This window comes from Rhizobium sp. LCM 4573, assembly GCF_001854865.1.
GTDB lineage: Bacteria > Pseudomonadota > Alphaproteobacteria > Rhizobiales > Rhizobiaceae > Neorhizobium.
The window spans coordinates 154,109-174,884 of sequence record NZ_MDDW01000013.1 but is presented as its reverse complement, the minus strand read 5'-3'; the positions used below and the strand labels follow the sequence as shown (position 1 = coordinate 174,884).

At 62.7% G+C, this 20,776-nt stretch carries 22 protein-coding genes; 10 read left to right on the top strand and 12 right to left on the bottom strand.

The window, feature by feature from the left end:
- Positions 1–163: 163 nt before the first annotated feature.
- Positions 164–550 (bottom strand): hypothetical protein, encoded by a 387-nt coding sequence (locus LCM4573_RS17350; RefSeq protein ID WP_071007630.1) that lies wholly within the window; start codon positions 548–550, stop codon positions 164–166.
- 709 nt (positions 551–1,259) lie between these two features.
- On the opposite strand from LCM4573_RS17350, the gene LCM4573_RS17345 reads away from it, so the two are divergent.
- Positions 1,260–1,469 carry a SlyX family protein gene (locus LCM4573_RS17345; protein ID WP_071007629.1) on the top strand — a complete coding sequence of 70 codons (210 nt, stop codon included), beginning with the start codon at positions 1,260–1,262 and terminating at the stop codon, positions 1,467–1,469.
- A gap of 6 nt (positions 1,470–1,475) precedes the next feature.
- Here LCM4573_RS17345 and LCM4573_RS17340 read toward each other — a convergent pair whose 3' ends face one another.
- The gene (locus LCM4573_RS17340; RefSeq protein WP_071007628.1) at positions 1,476–2,069 is read right to left on the bottom strand and encodes a TetR/AcrR family transcriptional regulator; all 594 of its coding nucleotides are present in this window, start codon (positions 2,067–2,069) and stop codon (positions 1,476–1,478) included.
- A gap of 111 nt (positions 2,070–2,180) precedes the next feature.
- Between LCM4573_RS17340 and LCM4573_RS17335 the strand changes: the two genes are divergently transcribed.
- Positions 2,181–2,462, top strand: a complete 282-nt coding sequence (locus tag LCM4573_RS17335; protein ID WP_083347498.1) for a hypothetical protein — start codon at positions 2,181–2,183, stop codon at positions 2,460–2,462.
- Between the two features lie 293 nt (positions 2,463–2,755).
- Here the strand turns inward: LCM4573_RS17335 and dnaJ are convergent, their stop codons facing one another.
- From dnaJ to LCM4573_RS17320, 3 genes are all read right to left on the bottom strand, one after another.
- The gene (dnaJ, locus tag LCM4573_RS17330) at positions 2,756–3,886 is read right to left on the bottom strand and encodes a molecular chaperone DnaJ (RefSeq protein WP_071007627.1); all 1,131 of its coding nucleotides are present in this window, start codon (positions 3,884–3,886) and stop codon (positions 2,756–2,758) included.
- Between the two features lie 92 nt (positions 3,887–3,978).
- Positions 3,979–5,889, bottom strand: coding sequence for a molecular chaperone DnaK (dnaK, locus tag LCM4573_RS17325; protein WP_071007626.1), 1,911 nt, complete (start codon positions 5,887–5,889; stop codon positions 3,979–3,981).
- 207 nt (positions 5,890–6,096) lie between these two features.
- Positions 6,097–8,409, bottom strand: coding sequence for a transglycosylase domain-containing protein (locus tag LCM4573_RS17320; RefSeq protein ID WP_071007625.1), 2,313 nt, complete (start codon positions 8,407–8,409; stop codon positions 6,097–6,099).
- Between the two features lie 249 nt (positions 8,410–8,658).
- Between LCM4573_RS17320 and LCM4573_RS17315 the strand changes: the two genes are divergently transcribed.
- Both LCM4573_RS17315 and LCM4573_RS17310 read left to right on the top strand, forming a co-directional pair.
- The gene (locus tag LCM4573_RS17315; protein ID WP_071007649.1) at positions 8,659–8,841 is read left to right on the top strand and encodes a hypothetical protein; all 183 of its coding nucleotides are present in this window, start codon (positions 8,659–8,661) and stop codon (positions 8,839–8,841) included.
- 269 nt (positions 8,842–9,110) lie between these two features.
- Positions 9,111–9,362 (top strand): hypothetical protein, encoded by a 252-nt coding sequence (locus LCM4573_RS17310; protein ID WP_071007624.1) that lies wholly within the window; start codon positions 9,111–9,113, stop codon positions 9,360–9,362.
- Here LCM4573_RS17310 and LCM4573_RS17305 read toward each other — a convergent pair.
- Positions 9,344–9,595, bottom strand: coding sequence for a glycine zipper domain-containing protein (locus LCM4573_RS17305; RefSeq protein WP_071007623.1), 252 nt, complete (start codon positions 9,593–9,595; stop codon positions 9,344–9,346). The genes LCM4573_RS17310 and LCM4573_RS17305 overlap by 19 nt on opposite strands.
- A 257-nt stretch (positions 9,596–9,852) precedes the next feature.
- Here LCM4573_RS17305 and LCM4573_RS17300 point away from each other — a divergent pair, with 257 nt between their 5' ends.
- The 4 genes from LCM4573_RS17300 (at position 9,853) to LCM4573_RS17285 (ending at position 11,430) form a co-directional block, all read left to right on the top strand.
- On the top strand, positions 9,853–10,059 hold the full coding sequence (locus LCM4573_RS17300) for a hypothetical protein (RefSeq protein WP_071007622.1): 207 nt from the start codon (positions 9,853–9,855) through the stop codon (positions 10,057–10,059).
- A 175-nt stretch (positions 10,060–10,234) separates the two neighbouring features.
- Entirely contained in the window at positions 10,235–10,468 is a 234-nt protein-coding gene (locus tag LCM4573_RS17295) for a hypothetical protein (RefSeq protein WP_071007621.1), read from the top strand.
- A 322-nt stretch (positions 10,469–10,790) separates the two neighbouring features.
- Positions 10,791–11,000, top strand: coding sequence for a hypothetical protein (locus LCM4573_RS17290; RefSeq protein WP_071007620.1), 210 nt, complete (start codon positions 10,791–10,793; stop codon positions 10,998–11,000).
- Between the two features lie 70 nt (positions 11,001–11,070).
- On the top strand, positions 11,071–11,430 hold the full coding sequence (locus tag LCM4573_RS17285; RefSeq protein ID WP_071007619.1) for a hypothetical protein: 360 nt from the start codon (positions 11,071–11,073) through the stop codon (positions 11,428–11,430).
- On the opposite strand, the gene LCM4573_RS17280 is transcribed toward LCM4573_RS17285, so the two are convergent.
- Positions 11,424–11,912, bottom strand: coding sequence for a YbaK/EbsC family protein (locus tag LCM4573_RS17280; protein ID WP_071007618.1), 489 nt, complete (start codon positions 11,910–11,912; stop codon positions 11,424–11,426). The two genes, LCM4573_RS17285 and LCM4573_RS17280, sit on opposite strands and share 7 nt — an antisense overlap.
- 456 nt (positions 11,913–12,368) lie before the next feature.
- Between LCM4573_RS17280 and LCM4573_RS17275 the strand changes: the two genes are divergently transcribed.
- Positions 12,369–12,578: a cold-shock protein gene (locus LCM4573_RS17275; protein ID WP_071007648.1), complete on the top strand. Its 210-nt coding sequence runs from the start codon at positions 12,369–12,371 to the stop codon at positions 12,576–12,578.
- A 375-nt stretch (positions 12,579–12,953) separates the two neighbouring features.
- Here the strand turns inward: LCM4573_RS17275 and LCM4573_RS17270 are convergent, their stop codons facing one another.
- Both LCM4573_RS17270 and LCM4573_RS17265 read right to left on the bottom strand, forming a co-directional pair.
- The gene (locus tag LCM4573_RS17270) at positions 12,954–14,342 is read right to left on the bottom strand and encodes a dipeptidase (RefSeq protein ID WP_071007617.1); all 1,389 of its coding nucleotides are present in this window, start codon (positions 14,340–14,342) and stop codon (positions 12,954–12,956) included.
- Positions 14,343–14,425: 83 nt separating this feature from the next.
- Positions 14,426–14,857 (bottom strand): MarR family winged helix-turn-helix transcriptional regulator, encoded by a 432-nt coding sequence (locus LCM4573_RS17265; protein ID WP_071007647.1) that lies wholly within the window; start codon positions 14,855–14,857, stop codon positions 14,426–14,428.
- Positions 14,858–15,257: 400 nt separating this feature from the next.
- Here LCM4573_RS17265 and polA point away from each other — a divergent pair, with 400 nt between their 5' ends.
- Positions 15,258–18,239 carry a DNA polymerase I gene (gene polA / locus LCM4573_RS17255; RefSeq protein ID WP_071007615.1) on the top strand — a complete coding sequence of 994 codons (2,982 nt, stop codon included), beginning with the start codon at positions 15,258–15,260 and terminating at the stop codon, positions 18,237–18,239.
- Between the two features lie 35 nt (positions 18,240–18,274).
- On the opposite strand, the gene phnN is transcribed toward polA, so the two are convergent.
- From phnN to LCM4573_RS17240, 3 genes are read right to left on the bottom strand one after another with little or no spacing between them, the layout of a single operon-like run.
- A complete protein-coding gene (gene phnN, locus LCM4573_RS17250; RefSeq protein WP_071007614.1) occupies positions 18,275–18,868 on the bottom strand; it encodes a phosphonate metabolism protein/1,5-bisphosphokinase (PRPP-forming) PhnN in 594 nt (197 codons plus the stop codon).
- Positions 18,865–20,004 carry an alpha-D-ribose 1-methylphosphonate 5-triphosphate diphosphatase gene (locus tag LCM4573_RS17245; RefSeq protein WP_071007613.1) on the bottom strand — a complete coding sequence of 380 codons (1,140 nt, stop codon included), beginning with the start codon at positions 20,002–20,004 and terminating at the stop codon, positions 18,865–18,867. The genes phnN and LCM4573_RS17245 overlap by 4 nt, the downstream gene beginning before the upstream one ends.
- Positions 20,001–20,714 (bottom strand): DUF1045 domain-containing protein, encoded by a 714-nt coding sequence (locus tag LCM4573_RS17240; protein ID WP_071007612.1) that lies wholly within the window; start codon positions 20,712–20,714, stop codon positions 20,001–20,003. The genes LCM4573_RS17245 and LCM4573_RS17240 overlap by 4 nt, the downstream gene beginning before the upstream one ends.
- Positions 20,715–20,776 lie beyond the last annotated feature (62 nt).

Sequence of the window (20,776 nt, the reverse complement as noted above, 5' to 3'; positions counted from 1 at the left end):
AACCCTCCCCTTGTGGGGAGGGTGGCCGGCAGGCGGGAGGGGTCTTTGAGCCCAGCAAAAAGATCCCCTCCCCAACCCCTCCCCACAAGGGGGGGGCTCCACGCGCCGCTTCACACTCCATGCAGAATGGCGTAACCGCGCTCCCATCCCCCACGGCCTATCATCACTCCACATCCATCCCCCGCCTGCCATCGTATTTGGGCTCGTCCTCCTCCTCGCCACCGAGTTGCCCGATGCACGCCAGAACCTCCGGCTGGCGTGCGCCGCCAGGGCCGACACAGGGCGGAAAGCTATCGTGATAACCCGGCTCGGCGCGATATTGCGCCTCAGTGAGAAAGCCCTTGCAGGCTTTGGCCCGACGGCAGGATGACAGATCGCAGGTCTTCCAGAAGCCGAGATAGGTGGTGAAGTATTGAGTGTACTTCTGGAGTTCACGGGATTTCTGACGTTCGGATAGCGCGCTGAATTCGCCCACAGTCATCCAGGGCAGAAAGGGCTGCCTGTTTTCTTCCTCTATGATGCGGCGGCATTCCTCTTCGCTTCTCGGCATCGTTCCTTCTCCCTGATCTTCTTTGCGGCACGGTTCGATGACGCGCGGTTTCGTTCACGCGGCCGGTTCCGGCTCCCGTGTTCGTCCTGATTTCCTTCCCGGCGAACCGGCCTGCCTTTTTCGTCGGAGAGCCCACACGAATGCGGAACCTCGCTATTGTTTAGTTGAGTGGCTCCGCATTCGCGTGGCCTTCGGCGTTCTCTCGGGGCTTCCGGCCCCTACAGGTGAAACGCCTCGCCTCGCTGCGTGTGGTTATTGCGCATGATCTTCTCCGAAAACCGCTTACGCTTTTCGGGATCATGCGTTGCCGCCACACTTGCACGGCTCAACCGAACCTGGCCTGGCGGCCAGGGGGAGGCTTGATAGGGAGGGTTGCCTTTCGGCGTGCCTTCCATGGTTTTCACCTCTTCCACCTTCCCCGCACGTTACGGTTCCGATGGAAGCGCCGGCTCCCGCCTGCCCGCGAACGTCTCGCGAAACACTCCGGCGACGGAAGCGGGGGCAATTGTAGGCATGGATGGAGAGGGCGGGGATGAGAAAAGTGATAAGTGTTTGATGGAATTGAGATCGGGTGTGGTTTCGTCCCCGTAGGAATGGAGTTCGGGAGGGCGAGGATGACGAAAGAGAGCAGTAGAGCAGGGTGCCCAAGGCCACGGCTATCCGATAAAAGAAGGCCTGAAACCAGCAATACCAGAGGAGCCTAGCCCAATTGTCCGCTGACGACGACCGCATCACTCATCTCGAAGAGATCCTCGCGCACCAGGCGAAGACGATAGAGGAGCTTTCCGATCAGCTCGCCGAACAATGGAAGGTGATCGAACAGACCCGCGCCAAGCTGGATCGGCTCACGGAGCGGTTTCTCTCGCTTGAGGAAGCTTCGCTGGAAGCGCCGCCGATCACCAAACCGCCGCATTTCTGATACGCCTCAGGCGCGGACGCCCWCGGTCAATTGGCGGATGAAAAGGCGCAGGTCTTCCGGTTCCGGATCGAGCCGGTTGGTGAGCAGCCGGTTCCAGGCAAAGCTCGAAACCGTTTCAGCCAAAAGCTCGGGATCGGCCCAGCCCGCGAGCTCTCCCCGCGCCCGCGCGCGGTGGAAAATCTCGCCGGTATGCTTGCGCCGGCCGGCCGCATAGACCGCAAGCGCTTCCGCTGCCGCGGCATCGGACTGCGCCTCGGCGATGACCGAGCGGAAGATCGCCCCGCTGCCTGTCTGCCGCCAGTGTCGGAAAAGCGCCGTCAGGAACAGGAAGACATCCTCCTCTACCTTGCCCGTATCGGGCATCGGGACGGTCTTCTGGCGATGATAGACATCCAGAAGCAGCACCGCCCTGGAAGGCCACCAGCGATAAATGGTGGGCTTGCCGGCCTTGGCGCGCTTGGCGACGGCTTCAATCGAAAAGGCGCCGAGTCCGCTCTCGACGAGAATCTCCTCAGCAGCCCTTAAGATGGCTTCCTCGCTGGCGGGATTGCGCTGCGCGCCGATCGAGGTCCGGCGTTCGATCGCCTCCTTCACGCTCATGTTCTCCGTCCTTTCATTCCTCTATCCGCGTCTTACCGCATTTTCTCCTTGAACGAAACGCAGCGTTTCATTATATACGGAACGTATCGTTTCTATAGAGGGAAGAAAAAGATGCCTTCGACGACCATTCACCCGCAGATACAGGCCCAAAGCATGGTGTCGCGTCCGAGCCCATCGAAGGTACGGCTGGCGCTCCTCCTGGTTTTTGCCGTCTATCCGCTGATCACAGCGCTCCTCTATATCGTCATGCCGCTGACCGAGGGCTGGGCGCTCTGGCAAAGAACGCTCGTCGTCGCGCCGCTGATGGTCTCCTCCATCGTCTTCGGCATTTCGCCGGCGATCCAGAAGCATTTCGGCTGGTTCGTGGCGCCGAAGCCGCGGCAGGCGCGTTGAGGGCGCACCGGCATCTACGAGCCCCACATGATGATCGACGATCCGCGAAGCCGCCGGGATATGTTCTGAGGGGCTACGGAAAAAACGCCGCTCGAACCTCCTCGACGGAGTTCTGTTTTAGGGAAGACTTGGTTTATTTCTCGCCGTCATCCTCGGGACAAGCCCGAGGATGACGGCGGAACAAGAGGGGCAGTGGCAGGCCCGATGCTTTTACCGGCGCGTCGCTTTGGCTCCGGGCGCTCGCTGCTCAAAACGCTCCACGGGAGCGTTCTGCCGGCTGACGCCGTCGCGGATCACCCTTCGAAGAATTCCTTCATCCGGGCGAAGAAGCCGGTGGATTCGGGGTTGTTCTCCTTGGAGGAAATCTGCTCGAATTCCTGCAGAAGTTCGCGCTGCCGCTTGGTGAGCTTCTGCGGCGTCTCGATCTGGATCTGGATGTAGAGGTCGCCCGTCTGGCTGGAGCGCAGCACCGGCATGCCCTTGCCCTTGAGGCGGAACTGCTTGCCGGCCTGCGTGCCTTCCGGCACCGTGACGCGGGATTTCGTTCCGTCGAGGGTCGCCACGTCGAACGTGCCCCCGAGTGCTGCCGTCGTCATCGAAATCGRCACGGTGCAATAGAGGTCCGCTCCGTCGCGATGGAAGAACTGGTGCGGTTTCACCGACAGGAAGATGTAGAGATCGCCTGCGGGACCGCCACGCGCACCGGCTTCGCCTTCGCCCTGCAGGCGGATGCGGGTGCCGTCCTCGATGCCGGCCGGAATGTTGACCGAGAGAGAGCGCTCCTCGGCGATACGGCCCTGGCCGTGGCACTTCACGCAAGGATCGGGGATGATCTGGCCGCGACCATGACAGGTGGGGCAGGTGCGTTCCACCGAGAAGAAGCCCTGGCTTGCGCGAACCCGGCCCGAACCCTGGCAGGTGCCGCAGGTCTTCGGTTGCGTGCCGGGCTTGGCGCCCGAGCCCGAACAGACGTCGCAGGTGATCGAGGTCGGAACCCGGATCTGCGCCGTCTTGCCGCTGAAGGCCTCTTCCAGCGTGATTTCCATATTGTAGCGAAGGTCGGCGCCGCGTTCCCGCCCGCCGGAAGAACGGCGTGCGCKCCCGCCGCCCATCATTTCGCCGAAGATGTCCTCGAAAATGTCCGAGAAGCCGCCGGGGCCGAAGCCGCCGCCCATGCCGGCGCCACCCATTCCGCCATGTTCGAAGGCGGCGTGGCCGTAACGGTCGTAGGCCGCGCGCTTCTGGGGATCCTTCAAGGTCTCGTAGGCCTCGTTGATCTCCTTGAACTTCTTCTCGGCCTCGTGGTCGCCCGGATTCTTGTCCGGGTGGTACTTCATTGCAAGCTTGCGGAAGGCGCTTTTCAGCTCCTTCTCGTCAGCCGTCCTGCCGACACCAAGAGTTTCGTAAAAATCTGCTTTTGCCATGGAGGTAACGGCTCCGGAAAGGATTCCGGCTGCGCGATGGCAGCCGGATTTCTAAGTCGACGATCGAAGGTCCGCCAAGAGGGCGGCTTTCGTCAAGCCGACTTCTTGTCGTCCTTGATTTCTTCGTAGTCGGCATCGACGACGCCGTCGTCGTTCTGCTTGCCTTCCTCGGAAGCATCGGCGTTCTCGGCCTGCTGCGCCTCGTAGATCGCCTGACCGAGCTTCATGGAGACTTCCATGAGGGTCTGCGTCTTGGCCTGGATGTCGTCGGCGTCCGGTTCGGAAGCTTCGACGGCGGTCTTGAGCGAGGCGATGGCATCCTCGATCGCCTTGCGGTCGGTCTCGGAAACCTTGTCGCCGTAATCCTTGAGCGACTTCTCGCTCGAATGGATCAGRCTTTCGGCCTGGTTCTTGGCTTCGACGCCGGCACGGCGCTGCTTGTCGGCCTCGGCATTGGCCTCGGCATCCTTGACCATCTTCTCGATCTCGGCGTCGGAAAGACCGCCGGAGGCCTGGATGCGGATCTGCTGTTCCTTGCCGGTGCCCTTGTCCTTGGCGGAAACCTGCACGATGCCGTTGGCGTCGATATCGAAGGTGACTTCGATCTGCGGCACGCCGCGCGGCGCCGGAGGCAGGCCGACGAGGTCGAACTGGCCGAGCAGCTTGTTGTCTGCGGCCATTTCGCGTTCGCCCTGGGAGACACGGATCGTCACGGCCGACTGGTTGTCGTCCGCGGTCGAGAAGACCTGGGACTTCTTGGTCGGGATCGTGGTGTTGCGGTCGATCAGGCGGGTGAAGACGCCGCCGAGCGTTTCGATGCCGAGCGAGAGCGGGGTCACGTCGAGCAGCAGAACGTCCTTGACGTCGCCCTGCAGAACGCCGGCCTGGATCGCGGCGCCCATGGCGACCACTTCATCCGGGTTGACGCCCTTGTGCGGCTCCTTGCCGAACAGCTGCTTGACGACTTCCTGAACCTTCGGCATGCGGCTCATGCCGCCGACGAGGACCACTTCGTCGATTTCGCCCGCGGTGACGCCCGCATCCTTGAGGGCTGCCTTGCACGGTGCGACGGTGCGCTGGACGAGATCGTCGACCAGGCTTTCGAACTTGGCGCGGGTCAGCTTCATCGTCAGGTGCTTCGGACCGGAAGCGTCGGCCGTGATGAAGGGCAGGTTGATCTCGGTCTGCTGCGAGGACGACAGCTCGATCTTGGCCTTTTCGGCAGCTTCCTTGAGGCGCTGCAGGGCAAGCTTGTCGTTCTTCAGGTCGATGCCGTTGTCCTTCTTGAACTCGTTGGCGAGATATTCGACGAGACGCATGTCGAAGTCTTCACCGCCGAGGAAGGTGTCGCCGTTGGTGGACTTCACTTCGAAGACGCCATCGCCGATTTCTAGAACGGAAATATCGAAAGTGCCGCCGCCAAGGTCGTAGACGGCGATCGTCTTGCCGTCCTTCTTGTCGAGGCCATAGGCGAGCGCTGCCGCAGTCGGTTCGTTGATGATGCGCAGCACGTCGAGCCCGGCGATCCTGCCGGCATCCTTGGTGGCCTGGCGCTGGGCGTCGTTGAAGTAGGCCGGAACCGTGATGACGGCCTTCTCGACCTTCTCGCCGAGATAGGATTCGGCGGTTTCCTTCATCTTCTGAAGGATCATCGCGGAAACCTGGGCAGGGGAATAGGACTTGTCGTGCGCCTTCACCCAGGCATCGCCATTGTCGCCACGGGTGATCTCGAACGGAACGAGGCTCTTGTCCTTCTCGACGGTCGGATCGTCGTAGCGGCGACCGATGAGGCGCTTCACGGCAAACAGTGTATTGGTGGGATTGGTGACCGCTTGGCGCTTGGCCGGCTGGCCGACGAGGCGTTCGCCGTCTTCGGTGAATGCGACCATGGAGGGCGTGGTGCGCGCGCCTTCGGCGTTCTCGATCACCTTTGCGTCCTTGCCGTCCATGATGGAGACGCAGGAATTGGTGGTACCGAGGTCGATGCCAATTACTTTAGCCATTTCTTCTCTCTCCTTTAAGCGAACCGTCGGAACCCCGATAGGCATTCCGCTGACAGTCCCTCGACTGGGATGGTCTTCTTAGGATTTCGCAGCACCGGCTGCGGTCATGCGGCGTATATAAGGACGGGATTTTCCGACTGCAAGGCAGGAAATCTCCGGTAGCCTAGCAAAAATAACGGTTTGGGAAGCTCCTCGAAGGCGGGGTTTTCAGCGTCCCATGATGAGGTCGAGGAGCGTGGTCTGCCGCGGCTCGCGGCCGGAGCCGGAACCGCCCACCTCTCCGGGCGGGATGGGGCCGCCGCCGACGTCCGCCGGGGGTACCGGCGCGTCATAGGGCCCGCGATAGTCGCGATAATCGCGCACCGGCAGGTCGGAAGGCGGGGCGACGCCCCGATAGGGATCGTCGGCGGGCGCGGGAGCCGGCGGATATTCGTCCTGATGGCGGTCGCCGGAAAACACGCCGGAGATGATGTCGCCGATGGTCGTCGGGTCGGAGGGGGCCTGCGGGACGGCGGGCGGCAGTTCATAACCGCCATGGCTGCCGAAGAGCGGGGTCGGTGTGTAGCCCTTCATCGCCGCCGCCATGAATTCCTGCCAGGCGCGCGCCGGAAGCCCGCCGCCGGTGACTTTCTTCATGTAGGCGCCGTCGTCGTTGCCGAACCAGACGCCGGTAGTCAGCGTGCTGGTATAGCCGACGAAGAGGGCATCGCGGAAGGACTGGGTCGTGCCGGTCTTGCCCGCCGCCTGCCAGCCGGGAATGCGGGCGGCCTTACCGGTGCCTTCGGCGATGACGCGCGCCATCATGTTGTTCATGGTGGCGGCGATCGCCTCGCTCAGCACACGGGGCGGATTGGCATAGTCGCTTTCGTATAGGACATTGCCGTCGGCATCCAAGATGCGCTTGACCACATGCGGAGTGGCCTTGTAGCCGCCGTTCATGAAAGGCGCATAGGCCGCGGTGAGCTCCACCAGCGAGACCTCGGACGTGCCGAGCGCGATGGAGGCATTCGCCTGCAGGTCGGATTCTACTCCGAGACGGTGGGCGAGGCTCACCACTTCCTCGGGGCCTACTTCCATGACGAGCTGGGCCGCGATCGTGTTCAGCGACTGGGCGAAGGCGGAGGAAAGCGTCACCTCGCCGCGATATTTCTCGTCGTAGTTCGAAGGCGTCCAGTTGCCGATCCTAACCGGAGCGTCGTTACGGACGGAATCCGGCCGGATGCCGGCCTCCAGCGCCGCGGCATAGACGAATGGCTTGAAGGCCGAACCCGGCTGGCGCTTCGCCTTCGTTGCCCGGTTGAACTGGCTTTCGGCGTAATCACGGCCGCCGACCAGCGCGCGTATCGCGCCTGTGGCGTCTATGGCGACCAGGCCCGCCTGCGAGGCGTTGAGCTTGGCGCCGTTCTTGGCGAGCACGTCGGTAAGCGCTTTTTCGGCTTCCCGCTCCAGCCTGAGATCGATGGTGGTCTCGACCGTCACATCGCTCTTGATCTCGCCGATCAGCGATTTCACCTCGTCCATCGCCATGTCGGCGGCATAGTGCTCCGCGCCGGACCAATAGGAACGCGCCTTGGTGGGCGGCTGCGACATCGCCGTTTTGATCTCGTCGGCGGTGATATAGCCCTCCTCCTCCATGGCTCCGAGCACGACCTGGGCGCGGRCTTCGGCGGCTGCGGGATCGCGTGCGGGAGACAGGCGCGAGGGGGCCTTGAGGAGGCCGGCAAGCAGGGCTGCCTCACCGAGGTTTACCTCGCGCGCCGACTTGTTGAAATAGCGCCGCGACGCCGCCTCGACCCCATAGGCATTGGAGCCGAAGAACACGCGGTTGAGATACATGGCGAGTATCTGGTCCTTGGTGAACTTGTGCTCCAGCCAGAAGGAGAGCAGCACTTCCTGGATCTTGCGCTCGAAAGTGCGTTCCGGCGACAGGAAGAGGTTCTTGGCGAGCTGCTGGGTGATCGTCGAGCCGCCCTGGATCGGCTGGCCGGTCAGATTGTTGACGAAGGCGCGTGCGAGCCCGAACGGATCGACGCCGAAATGGTAGTAGAACCGGCGGTCCTCGATGGCCATGACGGCCTGGGGAATGAAGGGCGACATTTCCTCGAGCGACAAGGCCTCGCCGCCGGTGGCGCCGCGGTTGGCGATGACGGACCCGTCGATGGCCGTGATTTTGATGTTCGGCGGGCGGTCGGGAATCGACCAGCTGCTGGCGGCGGGCATCTGCGCGCCGTAATAGAGCACGATGCCGCCGACGCCGATGCCGGCCCAGATGCCGAGCACGATGCACCAGTAGACGAGCGAGCGCAGTGATCCGAAAAGGCCGCCGCTACGCCGCGAGGCGGGCTTCCCGCGGGACTTGCGCCGGGACGCGGATTTGGCGGGTTTCGGCGCGCGCTTCGCCGCGCCTCGTGCGCTGGTGATCCTGTCCTCGGCTTCGAGGCGGAACTCATCCTCGTCCTCGTGGTCTTCGCCGTCGAAGGAAGGTTCTATCCGCTGCCCTGATCTGCCTCTGGCCGCCATGATGAACCGGCCCGCCTCCTTGGTTCCCGCCCGTCCCGATGACCGGCTCTGCTCGCATTTCTCAATTCGTCGCCCAGGCCCTCGCTGGAGTCTAAATGCGGCAATTTAAAGGGGCGTTAAGAGGGTGAATCGGGAAAAGCGAGCATCTTCAAGCCCTTGTTATCGGGCCTGTCCACGATCGCGGGGCCGCCTTGACTTTTGATAGAAAATGTGAGAACAAAAAGAGAACAAATTGAAGTGGAGATGGCGATGACCAGGACCGAGCAGGTAATCGAGCGCGCCATGGCGGCAGTCGCCGCAGCGCGGGCAGCACGGGAGGCGGACGAGAAGCGCCGGCGCGAGACCTTCCAGCGCGTGCAGATCGCAAATCTTCGGCGCCCCACGGTGCCGAAGGGCATCCAGCTTCCGTTGGACCTGTTTCGGCCTAACTGAGAGCAGTCTCAGGCGCGTATGAACAAGGCTCCTACGAGTGTGAAGACGACCAGCGACTGCAGGATGAACATCGGCAGTTGATCTGACATTTTGGGTATCCTCCGGAATTTCGGGGAGAAGTGCTGGAACGCCTATTAGGTTCCATGGCGCGGCTTTCTCCCTGATTGAACCAGGTCGCCGTGCTTTCCGACCCCCTTCTTCTCTCCCGTGTGTGGTTCCCGCGAACAAAATCCGCGATGGCTTGTTATGAGGCTCCAGGAGAGAAGCCGATGTACAAGATCGTGGAAGTTGTGATCAGGAAGAAGGACGGATGCGTGCCGGTCGGGCTGATGAATGTCGGGCAGGCATTGAGGATGCCCAAGGTGCCGGCAGTCGAATTCAGCCATCCCGCCTTTGAGGCAGGCGAGACGGACGTCTTCATAGACCGCGACATGCTGTCGGAGCTGATGCCGCCAGGACGGCCGGCAGGACCGGCCGTCAGGCGGATGTCGGATGATGCCGTTCAGCACCGGTCGATATAGCGATTGCCGTAGCGGTCGCGATAGTAGCAGCGGCCCGGTTGGTCGGCGACGTTGCCGATCAGGGCGCCTCCTACGCCGCCGATGGCAGCACCTACCGCTGCGCCTCGAACATTGCCCGTGGCCGCACCGCCGATGACGGCACCCGTGGCAGCGCCGATGCCTGCTCCGCGCTCCGTGGCGGTGCATGCCGCAAGGGAAAGACTGACGCAGGCTATGGCGATAATTTTCTTCATTTCACTCTCCATCCTCTACCAGCCCGCCGTTCCTAACGTTTGAGCGCGGAACTGGTTGCAGAAGTTCCAGTGTCAGGAACGTCAAGTGTCCGCCCGGTCACATGCAAGTCCTTCTAACTCATTGAATTCACGCGTCACGCTTCCGAAAAATCGAGTTCGATTTTCCGGTCGATGCTGCAAGGGCGCGAATTCGTGATTTCTGATTTACCCGGCCGCGGGTTATTTTCCCCTCGCAACCGAAAGCGAAGGAGAATGACATGAAGACATTTCTCGTAATCGCAGCAACTCTCGGACTGACGTCGTCCATGGCGCTTGCGGATTGTGCGGGCCACGTGACGGCTTCCAAAGAGGTCGACAAGGGCCTCACCACCGCCAGCATCACCAAGGCGGAAGAAGTGCGCAACGAACAGGCAATGGTTCTGAAACGCGACGAGGCTGCCAAGGAAGCTCCGGCAACCGAATAATCGCTGCGAACCGCGCCGGCTGCCATGACCGGCGCGGTTTTCACGACGTCTTTCGCGGTCTCGCCGGTTCTCTTCCCGCGTTTCTTGCAAAACTCCGTCCACCCGTCCGCGGAGGGGGGCGGAACCTCTTGCGCCATCTCCAAGTTGTCTTTGCAACGAAAACGGAGACAGGCGTATGGCAAGAAAAACCCTTGGTGCGGGCTTTACCGGCGATGTGACGGAGGAAAGAGGCATTTCCGCGAAGGCAAAGGGCGCTGCGCGCTATGTGAAGGAAGAGGCCGAAATGGTCGCCGCCCATGCAGCCGATCATCCGGCCGCGAGTGGTTCGGCGGTGGCATTCGTCGGGGTTCTGGGCTTTGTGCTTGGCTACATCTGTGGAACCTCTTCCGCCTCACGCCACCGGTGGTGACCGAAGCCTGATCGTCGATTGGTCGTAAGGACCCGCTGCATGTAGTGACGCCAAAGCTCCGCGTTCAGCGGCAAGCTTTTGTGCGCCACGAAAAAACCATAGAATCCCAGTCTCGATTTCGGTTCACGGCCATTTGCGATTCGTCGGGCAGGCCGGCCCCGTGCCGTGTCATGCGGGATACGGAGACGGGAGGCGCAATTCTCGCTGGCGGGCGTAGAATGCGCGAAGCGATCCCGCCGATCGGTCGAGGCGGCGCATCGCCAAGGTTGCGTAGGTCCGTTCACGGGGGACGGGCGGGGTGATCGGGAGGTTGACAACGCCGATGCAGACGACGATCCGCAATCCGGTCAGTCCGGATCAGTTAACACTGCTGCAGCAAGTATTCGACGAGACCTGCGCCCAGCACCAGATCGACAAGGCAAGCCCCGATGGGGAGGCGCTTGCGATCATCCTCGTCCATTCTCTCCAGAAGGGGCTCGGCGATCGCGAGAAGCTGGAGGCGCTCGCGCAGATCCTGGCCGAAAACCGCTGAAACGGGTTTCCCGGAACCTATACGGCCTTTGAAAGTTCATCGGTCTTCCTGACAATTCAAGGAGGTCGGCATGGCAGAACCCATCAGAAACCTGAAAACGCCCGGTAAGCTGGAAAGTTCGTCCTTCGATCGGGAGCCGAGCTCGGATGTGAACCGCGAGATCGCCACGCTGCGCACCGAGATCGCCACCTTGCGCGAGAAGCTCGCGGAAAGGACAGGCGCTGCATATGAGAGCGTCGCCGAACGTGCCAGCAGCGCCGCCGGCTACGTGGCCGGGGAGGCGAGCTCGGTCGCCGGCACCATCCGCGAACACCCGGCGGCCACGACCACGCTGTTCACGCTGATCGGCGCGATCGGCTTCGTCATAGGATATGCCGTGGCAACGGCCTCGGCCGAGAGCAAGCAGGCCTGGTATCGCCGCTACTATTGAGCGGCCACGGTCTCGGGCAAGGGATCCTGGCCGACGTCGATCCAGATGGCGCCGGTGAGTTCCGCCATTCGTTGCGGGCTGATGCGCACCGCGGCGTTGGTGGCGCCGGCGGCCGGGAAGACCTCCGCAAACCGTTGCAGCGAGACGTCGCAATAGATCGGCAGCGGCGAGGCGAGCCCGAACGGGCAAACGCCGCCGATCGGATGGCCGGTGATTTCAGTCACCTCCTCGCCCGCCAGCATTCGGGGCTTGGCGCCGAACCGGTCGCGGAACTTGCGATTGTCGAGGCGGCTCGTTCCGGCCATCACGACCAGCGCCGTCTGATCTCCGGCGCGAACGCAGATCGTCTTGGCGATCTGCTCGGGTGCCACACCATGCGCAAGGGCAGCGAGTGCGACCGTCGCCGAGCTTTCCTCGGTGACGACGACCGGAATATCGGGTGCGTGGGCGGCGAAGAAGGCGCGGACGGATTCGAGGCTCATGGCCCCGGAAGATAAGCCGGGGAGCACGTCTCAGGCAAGAGAAGGAAGAGATATGCGATTTGCGCAATGCTGCACTGCGATATCGTGTCTGTTTTTTGAGCGAATCCAGGATATAGTTACAAGCATCGAAGGGCGCACTCCTCCTCCCAGCGCCTCTCGATGGGACTGGCGACACCTCCTCCTCCCGGTTGCCAGTCAGTTTCAGAAACCCGGCGCACCTCCTCCCGCGCCGGGTTTTCTGTTATTTTGGGCGCCTGTTTCTGAAACGGTAGACGGGCGGCCAGCCTTGACGCGGATAGGCCGCGGTCCTAAAGGCGAATAATCGATATTTGTTTGACAGCCAGCATTTCGGCCTCAAGCCACCTGCGACGATCTTTCCTGCAAATTCGACATCAACATTTTTTCGCGATCTCGCGGGAAAACATCGGCTCACGTTTGCAAGAGAAAGGCATCGAAATGGCCATCGGTACTGTAAAATGGTTCAACGCCACCAAGGGTTACGGCTTCATTCAGCCGGATGACGGCTCCAAGGACGTATTCGTCCATATCTCCGCCGTCGAGCGCGCAGGCCTCGGCCAGCTCCAGGACGGTCAGAAGATCTCCTACGAGCTCGTCACCGACCGGCGCTCGGGCAAGGCTTCGGCAGACAATCTCCAGGCTGCCTGAGGTCGACCCTCATTCCTTTGAATAATCGGAAAGGCCGGCTTGTCCGGCCTTTTTCATCGCCCCTTGCAATCCGGCTTGAGGCTTCCCATCTACTGCTCAACGGCGTTCCGGTGCAGTGGAAGCAAATGCGGGAAACCGCGCCGTTTCGCGGCGGTTCTCATATCCGTGTTAACGGGATGTTAACCAGCAGGCGAGACGATGACTGCAGAGCCGCAGCGGTCCTTGGGATCGACAAGCGGCCGCGCCGGAATTGCCTGTCCTGTTTAGCGTGACCACGGATGTACTGGCACCGACAAGCAGGAGTGGAAAGGTCGGGCTTGCCCGGCCTTTTTGTTTTGAGGGCCTGAAGCGTCAAGCTTCAGGCCCTTTTTGCGTTCAGGCGGCGAGCGCCGCGAGAATCCTTGCCCAGGAGCGGATGCCCTTGTGGAAGGATTTCAGGTCGTATTTCTCGTTCGGCGAATGGATGCGGTCATCGACCAGACCGAAGCCGACGAGCAGGGAATCCATGCCGAGCATCTTCTGGAAATCGCCGACGATCGGGATGGAGCCGCCCATGCCGATGATGACGGCGGGCTTCGGCCATTCATCGGAAAGCGCGGCCTTTGCCTTGGTCAGGACAGGGGAATCGTAGGAGAGCTGGATTGCCGGCGAGCCGCCATGCGCATGGAATTCGACCGTGCAGTCCGCCGGCAGCTTGGAGCGCACATAGGCACGGAAGCTCTCGCGGATCTTCGCCGGGTTCTGCTGGCCGACGAGCCGGAAGGAGACCTTGGCGGAGGCCTTGGCGGCGATCACCGTCTTGAAGCCTTCGCCGGTATAGCCGCCGGAAATCCCGTTGACCTCAGCCGTCGGCCGCGCCCAGGTGAGTTCCAGCACGGAGCGGCCCTTCTCGCCCGAGGGAACCGAAAGGCCGACCTCGCCGAGAAAACCTTCCGCGTCGCGGCCGAGCGTCTCCCAGCTCGCCTTGATGTTGGCGGGCGTTTCCTCCACGCCGTCGTAGAAGCCTTCGAGCGTCACGCGGCCGGTTTCGTCATGCAGGCCCGCGAGGATATCCGCGAGAATGTGGATCGGGTTGGCGGCGGCGCCTCCGAACAGGCCGGAATGCAGATCGCGGTCGGCTGCGGCGATCACGACTTCCTCACCGACGAGGCCACGAAGCGCGGCAGCGATGGCGGGCGTATCCGAATCCCACATGCCGGTGTCGCAGACAAGCGCGCAATCCGCCTTGAGTTCGGCGGCATTGGCTTCGAGGAAAGGCTTGAGCGAGGGCGAGCCGGATTCCTCTTCGCCCTCGAAAAGGATGGTGACGCGCACCGGCAGATTGCCGTGCACCTCCTTATAGGCGCGGCAGGCTTCCACGAAGGTCATGAGCTGGCCCTTGTCGTCGGAGGTGCCGCGGCCCGTCACGACCTTGCGGCCATCGCCGAGATCCTTGACCGTTGGCGCGAAGGGATCGTTCTCCCAAAGTTCGATCGGGTCCACGGGCTGCACGTCGTAATGTCCGTAGAACAGCACGTGAGGAGCGTCTTCGGTGGCGCCGGCATGATGAGCGACGACCATGGGATGGCCTGGCGTGTCGCGCACGGAGGCTTCGAAGCCGAGGTCGGAAAGCTTCGCAACCAGCCACTCCGCCGCCTTGCGGCAATCGGCCTTGTAGGCGGGATCGGTGGAGATCGACTTGATGCGGACGAGTTCGAACAGGCGTTCCAGACTGCTGTCCAGGTTTTCGTCGGCACGGGTAAGGACGGGGGAAATGTCRGTCATGGCGGGGTCCTGTCTTTGGAATCGACCGGACCTTAGACCAAGAAGCTCATGGTTTCGAGATGAGATCTTGCCCGTGACGAGCTTCACGGCTTGCGAGCGTTATCGACGATCCTGCGCATGTATTCGATCATCAGCTCCCGCTCGAAGCTGCGAAAACCGGCGAAAAGGGCCGCATCCGCCTCGGCCGCGGCTTCCACGGCCCTACCTTCGAGATCGCGGCCAAGCCGGGTAAGCGTGATGATCTGGGCGCGCCGGTCTTTCGGGTGCGGCTCCCGCGAGATGAGCCCGTCGCGCTCCATGCGCGTCAAGGTATTGGCAAGCGTGGCCTGCTCCACCTCGAGCCGGTCGAGAAGCTGCTTCTGAGTGAGCCCATCCTCGTTCCACAGCTCCAGAAGCACCGGGAACTGGCCCGGAGAGAAGCCGAGATCGGTCGACCGCCTCTGCAGCGAACGTGCAAAGCCCTTTGCGAGCTGGCTGGCGAGATAAGTCGCCGAATGCGAGCGGTCGAATCCCATGATCGCAGTCTCCATCCCTCCCTAAAGCCGATATATCGCACGCCATGCTTTCGCCAAGCCTGCGTCGAGAGCGCGTGAATCGATGTGATGGGCGTGGTGAACAAATGAAAACCGCCATGGCCGGGAGGGGACAGCCATGGCGGTTCCGATGAAGGGGCAAAGACCCGGAGAGGGGGATAGGTCTTTGCCCGGTCTGGCGCGGCGGGGGACTGGCCAGCTACCAGACTGCGGCGTGATCAATGCCGGTATTGAAGAGATGTGCGGTGCAATGCGGCTTTTCAAGGGAGCCGAGAATTACAAATCGGTAACGTTGCGGTGATGGCCGCAAGGGCGAAAGAGACGCCGCCGTTGGGCGAAGTTTTCATGGACGGAACGAGTGGCCCGCGCTATTCCATTGCCCATGAAAAAAGGCGATCACCTCTTCCTTGTCGACGGTTCCGGCTTCATTTTCCGTGCCTTCCATGCATTGCCGCCACTAACCCGAAAATCGGACGGCCTGCCGGTGGGCGCGGTCTCCGGCTTCTGCAACATGCTGTGGAAGCTCTTGACCGATGCGCGCGACACCTCGGTCGGCGTGACCCCCAGCCATTTCGCGGTCATCTTCGATTATTCGGCCAAGACCTTCCGCAAGGATATCTACGATGCCTACAAGGCCAACCGCTCCGCGCCGCCGGAGGAGCTGATCCCGCAATTCGGCCTGATTCGCGAGGCGACGCGGGCCTTCAATCTGCCCTGCATAGAGATCGAAGGCTACGAGGCCGACGACATCATCGCCACCTATGCACGCCAGGCCGAGGCGATCGGCGCGGATGTCACAATCATCTCGTCCGACAAGGATCTGATGCAGCTCGTGACGCCGAACGTCCACATGTACGACAGCATGAAGGACAAGCAGATCGGCATTCCCGATGTTGTCGAAAAATGGGGCGTTCCGCCGGAAAAGATGATCGACCTGCAGGCCCTGGTCGGCGATTCGGTCGACAATGTGCCCGGTATCCCCGGTATCGGGCCGAAGACGGCTGCCCAGCTTCTGGAGGAGTTCGGTGATCTCGAAGCGCTTCTTTCCCGCGCCGGCGAGATCAAGCAGGTGAAGCGGCGCGAGAACATCGTCGCCAATGCGGAGCTTGCCCGGCTCTCCAAGCGGCTGGTGACGCTCTCGACCGACGTGCCGGTGGATCTGCCGCTCGATGCTCTGATGCTTGAGGTCCAGAACGGTCCGAAGCTGATCGCCTTCTTGAAGACGATGGAATTCACCACATTGACGCGGCGCGTCGCGACGGCGTGCGACTGCGACGCGGATGCGATCGAGCCCGCTGTGGTGAAGGTCGAATGGGGAGAGGCGGCACGCGGGCCCGATCTCGACGGCGCCGAGGCCGCTCCGGCCGATACAGGCGAAGCGGCGGCCGAGGCCCCGGCCAGTCCGCCCAAGGAGCCCGCAGCAAAAGGCGGGGCGGCGACGCCCGAGGACTTCGCCGCCGGACGCATCGAGGCTTTCGGCAAGGCCAAGCTCGATCCGAGTTGCTATGTGACGATCCGCGACACGGCGGTTCTCGACGACTGGATCAGGTCGGCGCGGGAAACCGGCATCGTCGCCTTCGACACCGAWACCAATTCGCTCGACCCGATGCAGGCGGAGCTGGTCGGCTTTTCGCTGGCGCTGGCGGATAACATGGCCAATCCTTCCGGCCTCGATGTCCGCGCCGCCTATGTTCCGCTTGGACACAAGACGGGCGTCGGCGATCTCTTAGGCGGAGGGCTGGTAGAAAACCAGATACCCATGGCCGAGGCGCTTGCCCGGCTAAAGCCGCTGATGGAAGACCCGTCTGTCCTGAAGGTGGCGCAGAACCTCAAATTCGACTACCTCGTCATGAAGCGCCACGGCATCACTGTCGAAAGCTATGACGATACGATGCTGATGTCCTACGTGYTGGAGGCCGGCAAGGCCAACCACGGCATGGATGCTCTTTCGGAACAGTGGCTGAATCACAAGCCGATCACCTTCAAAGACGTTGCCGGCAGCGGCAAGGCAGGCGTCACCTTCGATCTCGTCGATATCGACAGGGCGACCGCTTATGCCGCCGAAGACGCGGATGTGACGCTGAGGCTGTGGATGGTGTTGAAGCCGCAGCTCGCCGCCATGGGGCTCACTGCCGTCTACGAACGGCTGGAGCGACCGATGGTTTCGGTCCTGGCCCGCATGGAAGAGCGGGGCATCACGATCGACCGGCAGATCCTTTCGCGCCTTTCGGGCGAGCTTGCCCAGAAGGCGGCAGCCTTCGAGGATGAGATCTACCAGCTTGCCGGGGAGCGCTTCACCATCGGTTCGCCGAAACAGCTCGGCGATATCCTCTTCGGCAAGATGGGTCTGCCGGGGGGTGCCAAAACCAAAACTGGCCAGTGGTCAACATCCGCCAGCGTGCTGGAGGATCTGGCTGCAGCCGGCCATGAGCTGCCGCGCAAGATCGTCGACTGGCGCCAGCTCACCAAGCTGAAATCCACCTATACGGATGCGCTGCCCGGCTATGTGCACCCCGAGACGAAACGGGTCCATACCTGCTATTCGCTGGCTTCCACCACGACCGGGCGCCTGTCCTCTTCGGAGCCCAATCTCCAGAACATTCCGGTGCGTACCGCCGAGGGCCGCAAGATCCGCACGGCGTTCATCTCGCCTGCCGGCCGCAAGCTGGTTTCGGCCGACTACAGCCAGATCGAGCTGCGGGTGCTCGCCCATGTGGCGGATATTCCGCAGCTTCGCCAAGCCTTCGCGGACGGAGTGGATATCCACGCCATGACGGCCTCGGAAATGTTCGGCGTGCCGGTGGAAGGCATGCCGGGCGAAGTGCGCCGCCGCGCCAAGGCAATCAATTTCGGCATCATCTACGGCATTTCCGCCTTCGGGCTGGCCAACCAGCTCTCGATCGAGCGCTCCGAGGCGAGCGAATACATCAAGAAGTATTTCGAGCGCTTTCCCGGCATCCGCGACTACATGGAGAGCACCAAGAATTTTGCCCGCGAGAACGGCTATGTCGAAACCATTTTCGGCCGGCGCGCGCACTATCCGGATATCCGCTCGTCCAATCCTTCCGTGAGGGCCTTCAACGAGCGCGCCTCCATCAACGCGCCGATCCAGGGCTCGRCCGCCGATATCATCCGCCGCGCCATGGCGAAGATGGAGCCGGCGCTCCACCAGGCGGGGCTTTCTGCCCGCATGTTGCTGCAGGTGCATGACGAGCTGATCTTCGAGGTCGARGACGAGGAGATCGAGAAGACAATCCCCGTGATCGTCTCGACCATGGAGCAGGCAGCCATGCCGGCAATCGGCATGAAGGTGCCGCTGAAGGTGGATGCGCGCGCCGCCACCAATTGGGACGAGGCGCACTGAGCCGAGCAAAGATCGCTCCAGCAGGGGGCGGCGCGTCAGGCTGAGCGGGCCGTTGCGGATCGGCAGGCGGAAAGCGCTTTAATCAGGGCCTGGCCGGCATCTTCCAGCGCACCGCTGTTGTCGATCGTCACGACGTCGTAATCGCCGATGACGGCGAGAGAGCTGCGCTCGAGCCGTTTCAGGATCTCTTCGCGCGTTTCCCGGCCGCGGGCTTCGAGGCGGGCGGCAAGGACTTCCGGTTTCGCGGTGATATTTATGACGGTGAGGGCCGGGAAGGCCGCCTTGAACTTTCCGAGCGCCGAGCGGGAGCCGTTGGCTATGAGAAGGCGGCCGCGGGCCACCCCCTCCAGCGTCTCGGCGGGGATGCCGTATTTCAGACCATGCGCTGCCCAGGAGACCGCAAACCGGYCGGCACTCTCCAGCCTGTCGAAATCCTCATCCGAAACGCCCTCGTGGTCCTCTCCGCCGGCATCGGCGCTGCGGGTGATGACCCGGCGAACGAAGGAAATATCCCCGCTCCCTTCGAAATGCCGGGCCGCATAGGCCATCAGCGTGTCCTTGCCGGCGCCGCTTGGGCCGACGACGACCACCATGCGGCCGCAAGGGAGCGCTGTGGGCGTTCGCATCATGCGACCCGCCGGCCTTCACGCCAGACGCCCCGCACCACCGGCACACCGCTGGCGCGGCGCACGCGCACGAGATCGGCACGCAAGCCCGTGGCGATGCGTCCGCGATCGTCGAGGCTCACTGTGCGGGCGGGGGTCGAGGTCACCATGGCAAGCGCCTTGGGAAGGCTGATGCCTTCCACTTCATCCGCCAGCACGAAGGGCGCGTGCAGCAGGCTGAGCGGCACATAATCGGAGGAGAGCACGTCGAGCACACCCCTTTCGGCAAGGTCGCGGGCGGCGATATTGCCGGAATGGGACTTGCCCCGCACGATATTTGGTGCGCCCATCAGCACGCTCATGCCAGCCTGGTGGGAGGCTTTGGCGGCATCGAAACTGGTCGGGAATTCCGCAAGCTTCACGCCGTTTTCGATCGCCTCGTCCACGTGATCCAGCGTGGCGTCGTCATGACTTGCGACCGTGACGCCGCGCTCGGCGCAGACCTTGGCGATGGTGTTACGGTGACGCGTGGAATTGCGGGCCGAATCCGCCTGACGGCGGGCGACGAAGAGCGCGAAGGCTTCGTCGCTCAGGCCGCGCTTCTTCTGGTAGTAGAGGGTGTACTGGTCCATGGTCTGGAACTGTCGCTGGCCGGGCGCGTGATCCATCAGCGAGACGAGCCGGACATAGGGATCGTCCTCGAAATCGGCGAAATGCTCCAGAACATTGTCGGCCGAGACCTCGCAGCGCAGGTGGATCAGGTGTTCCGCGCGCAGCCGGTCCTCGCGCTCCGCTTCCTGAATGGCGTCCGCCATGGCCCGCATCTCGCCGTGTTCGAAGCCGCCGTCCTCGTCCGCACCCATCCGCAGGCAATCGAAGACGGTGGTGATGCCCGAGCTTGCGACCTGCGCGTCATGCGCCTGGATGGCGGCGATCGTGTTCCACCGCACGCCGGGGCGTGGGGAGTAGTGCTGCTCCAGATGGTCGGTGTGGAGTTCGACCAGGCCGGGAATGAKATAGTCGCCCTCGAAATCCTCGCCGGTGCGGGTGGCGCCTTCCGAAATATCGGCAATCCGGCCGTCGCGGATCAGCACGGAGCCTGAGACGATATCGTCTTCGAGCACGATGCGGGCATTGGAAAGGACGAGTTCGGCGCTCATGGGGCGGTCTTCCTGTGTTCTAGGGCGGGTGCAAGCGGTAGCCGGCTATGGATGTTGAAGGGAGCGCCGCGTTCGCTTTCGACGAAGATGGCAAGCCCATCGATGGAGAGCGGCCTGTTCGCGAAGGCGGCAAAGCGCCGGTCGAGCTCCTCGCGCATCGGGCCGGCAAGCTCGGGCTCGACCGGGCCGGTCAGCGTCATGTGGAAACGGAACTCCTCCATGACGTAGGGATAGCCCCAGCGGCTGAGGTTTTCCCGCTGGGGAGGGGTGAGCTTCTCCGGCTTGCGGCGGGCGATCTCGGCCTCGGAAAGCGGCGCCCGGAAGGGTTCGAACTCCTCCACCACGGAGGCGGCGAAATCCTGGAGCGGCGGGTGAATGTTCGCCGGCACCAGCGCGAAGAAATGACCGAGCTGGCCGACTACGATCCTCGGGATGTCGAAAGCCGGGGTTTCAGCCGCGAAACGCTCCACGGCATCCAAGAGCTCTGCTTCGCTCACCTCATCCTTGAGCTCGAACGGCGCCTTCAGCGTCGCATGGAAGCCGTAACGTCGCGGATCGGCGGTCAGCCGGGTGATTTCGCCCGCCGGCAGTTTCGCATCATCGGGGGCCGGATGCTCGGCGCCGGAAAAGGCGTCGCGGCCAAGCCAGCGGCCGGCCGCCTCCGTCAAAGGATCGTGTTCGGCGGGCGTGAAATAGAGAGCGTATCGCAAAGTGGAATTCCGGAATCAGAAGCAATTGGCGGAGAGCTTAGCTCGTTCCCGCCATGCGGCGA

Coding starts and splice junctions, on each gene's coding strand:
- LCM4573_RS17295 (WP_071007621.1), top strand. CDS start 10,235: ATGGCAAGAAAAACCCTTGGTGCGGGCTTTACCGGCGATGTGACGGAG.
- LCM4573_RS17305 (WP_071007623.1), bottom strand. CDS start 9,595: ATGAAGAAAATTATCGCCATAGCCTGCGTCAGTCTTTCCCTTGCGGCA.
- LCM4573_RS17310 (WP_071007624.1), top strand. CDS start 9,111: ATGTACAAGATCGTGGAAGTTGTGATCAGGAAGAAGGACGGATGCGTG.
- LCM4573_RS17275 (WP_071007648.1), top strand. CDS start 12,369: ATGGCCATCGGTACTGTAAAATGGTTCAACGCCACCAAGGGTTACGGC.
- LCM4573_RS17335 (WP_083347498.1), top strand. CDS start 2,181: ATGCCTTCGACGACCATTCACCCGCAGATACAGGCCCAAAGCATGGTG.
- LCM4573_RS17285 (WP_071007619.1), top strand. CDS start 11,071: ATGGCAGAACCCATCAGAAACCTGAAAACGCCCGGTAAGCTGGAAAGT.
- LCM4573_RS17300 (WP_071007622.1), top strand. CDS start 9,853: ATGAAGACATTTCTCGTAATCGCAGCAACTCTCGGACTGACGTCGTCC.
- LCM4573_RS17315 (WP_071007649.1), top strand. CDS start 8,659: ATGACCAGGACCGAGCAGGTAATCGAGCGCGCCATGGCGGCAGTCGCC.
- LCM4573_RS17280 (WP_071007618.1), bottom strand. CDS start 11,912: ATGAGCCTCGAATCCGTCCGCGCCTTCTTCGCCGCCCACGCACCCGAT.
- LCM4573_RS17265 (WP_071007647.1), bottom strand. CDS start 14,857: ATGGGATTCGACCGCTCGCATTCGGCGACTTATCTCGCCAGCCAGCTC.
- LCM4573_RS17290 (WP_071007620.1), top strand. CDS start 10,791: ATGCAGACGACGATCCGCAATCCGGTCAGTCCGGATCAGTTAACACTG.
- LCM4573_RS17350 (WP_071007630.1), bottom strand. CDS start 550: ATGCCGAGAAGCGAAGAGGAATGCCGCCGCATCATAGAGGAAGAAAAC.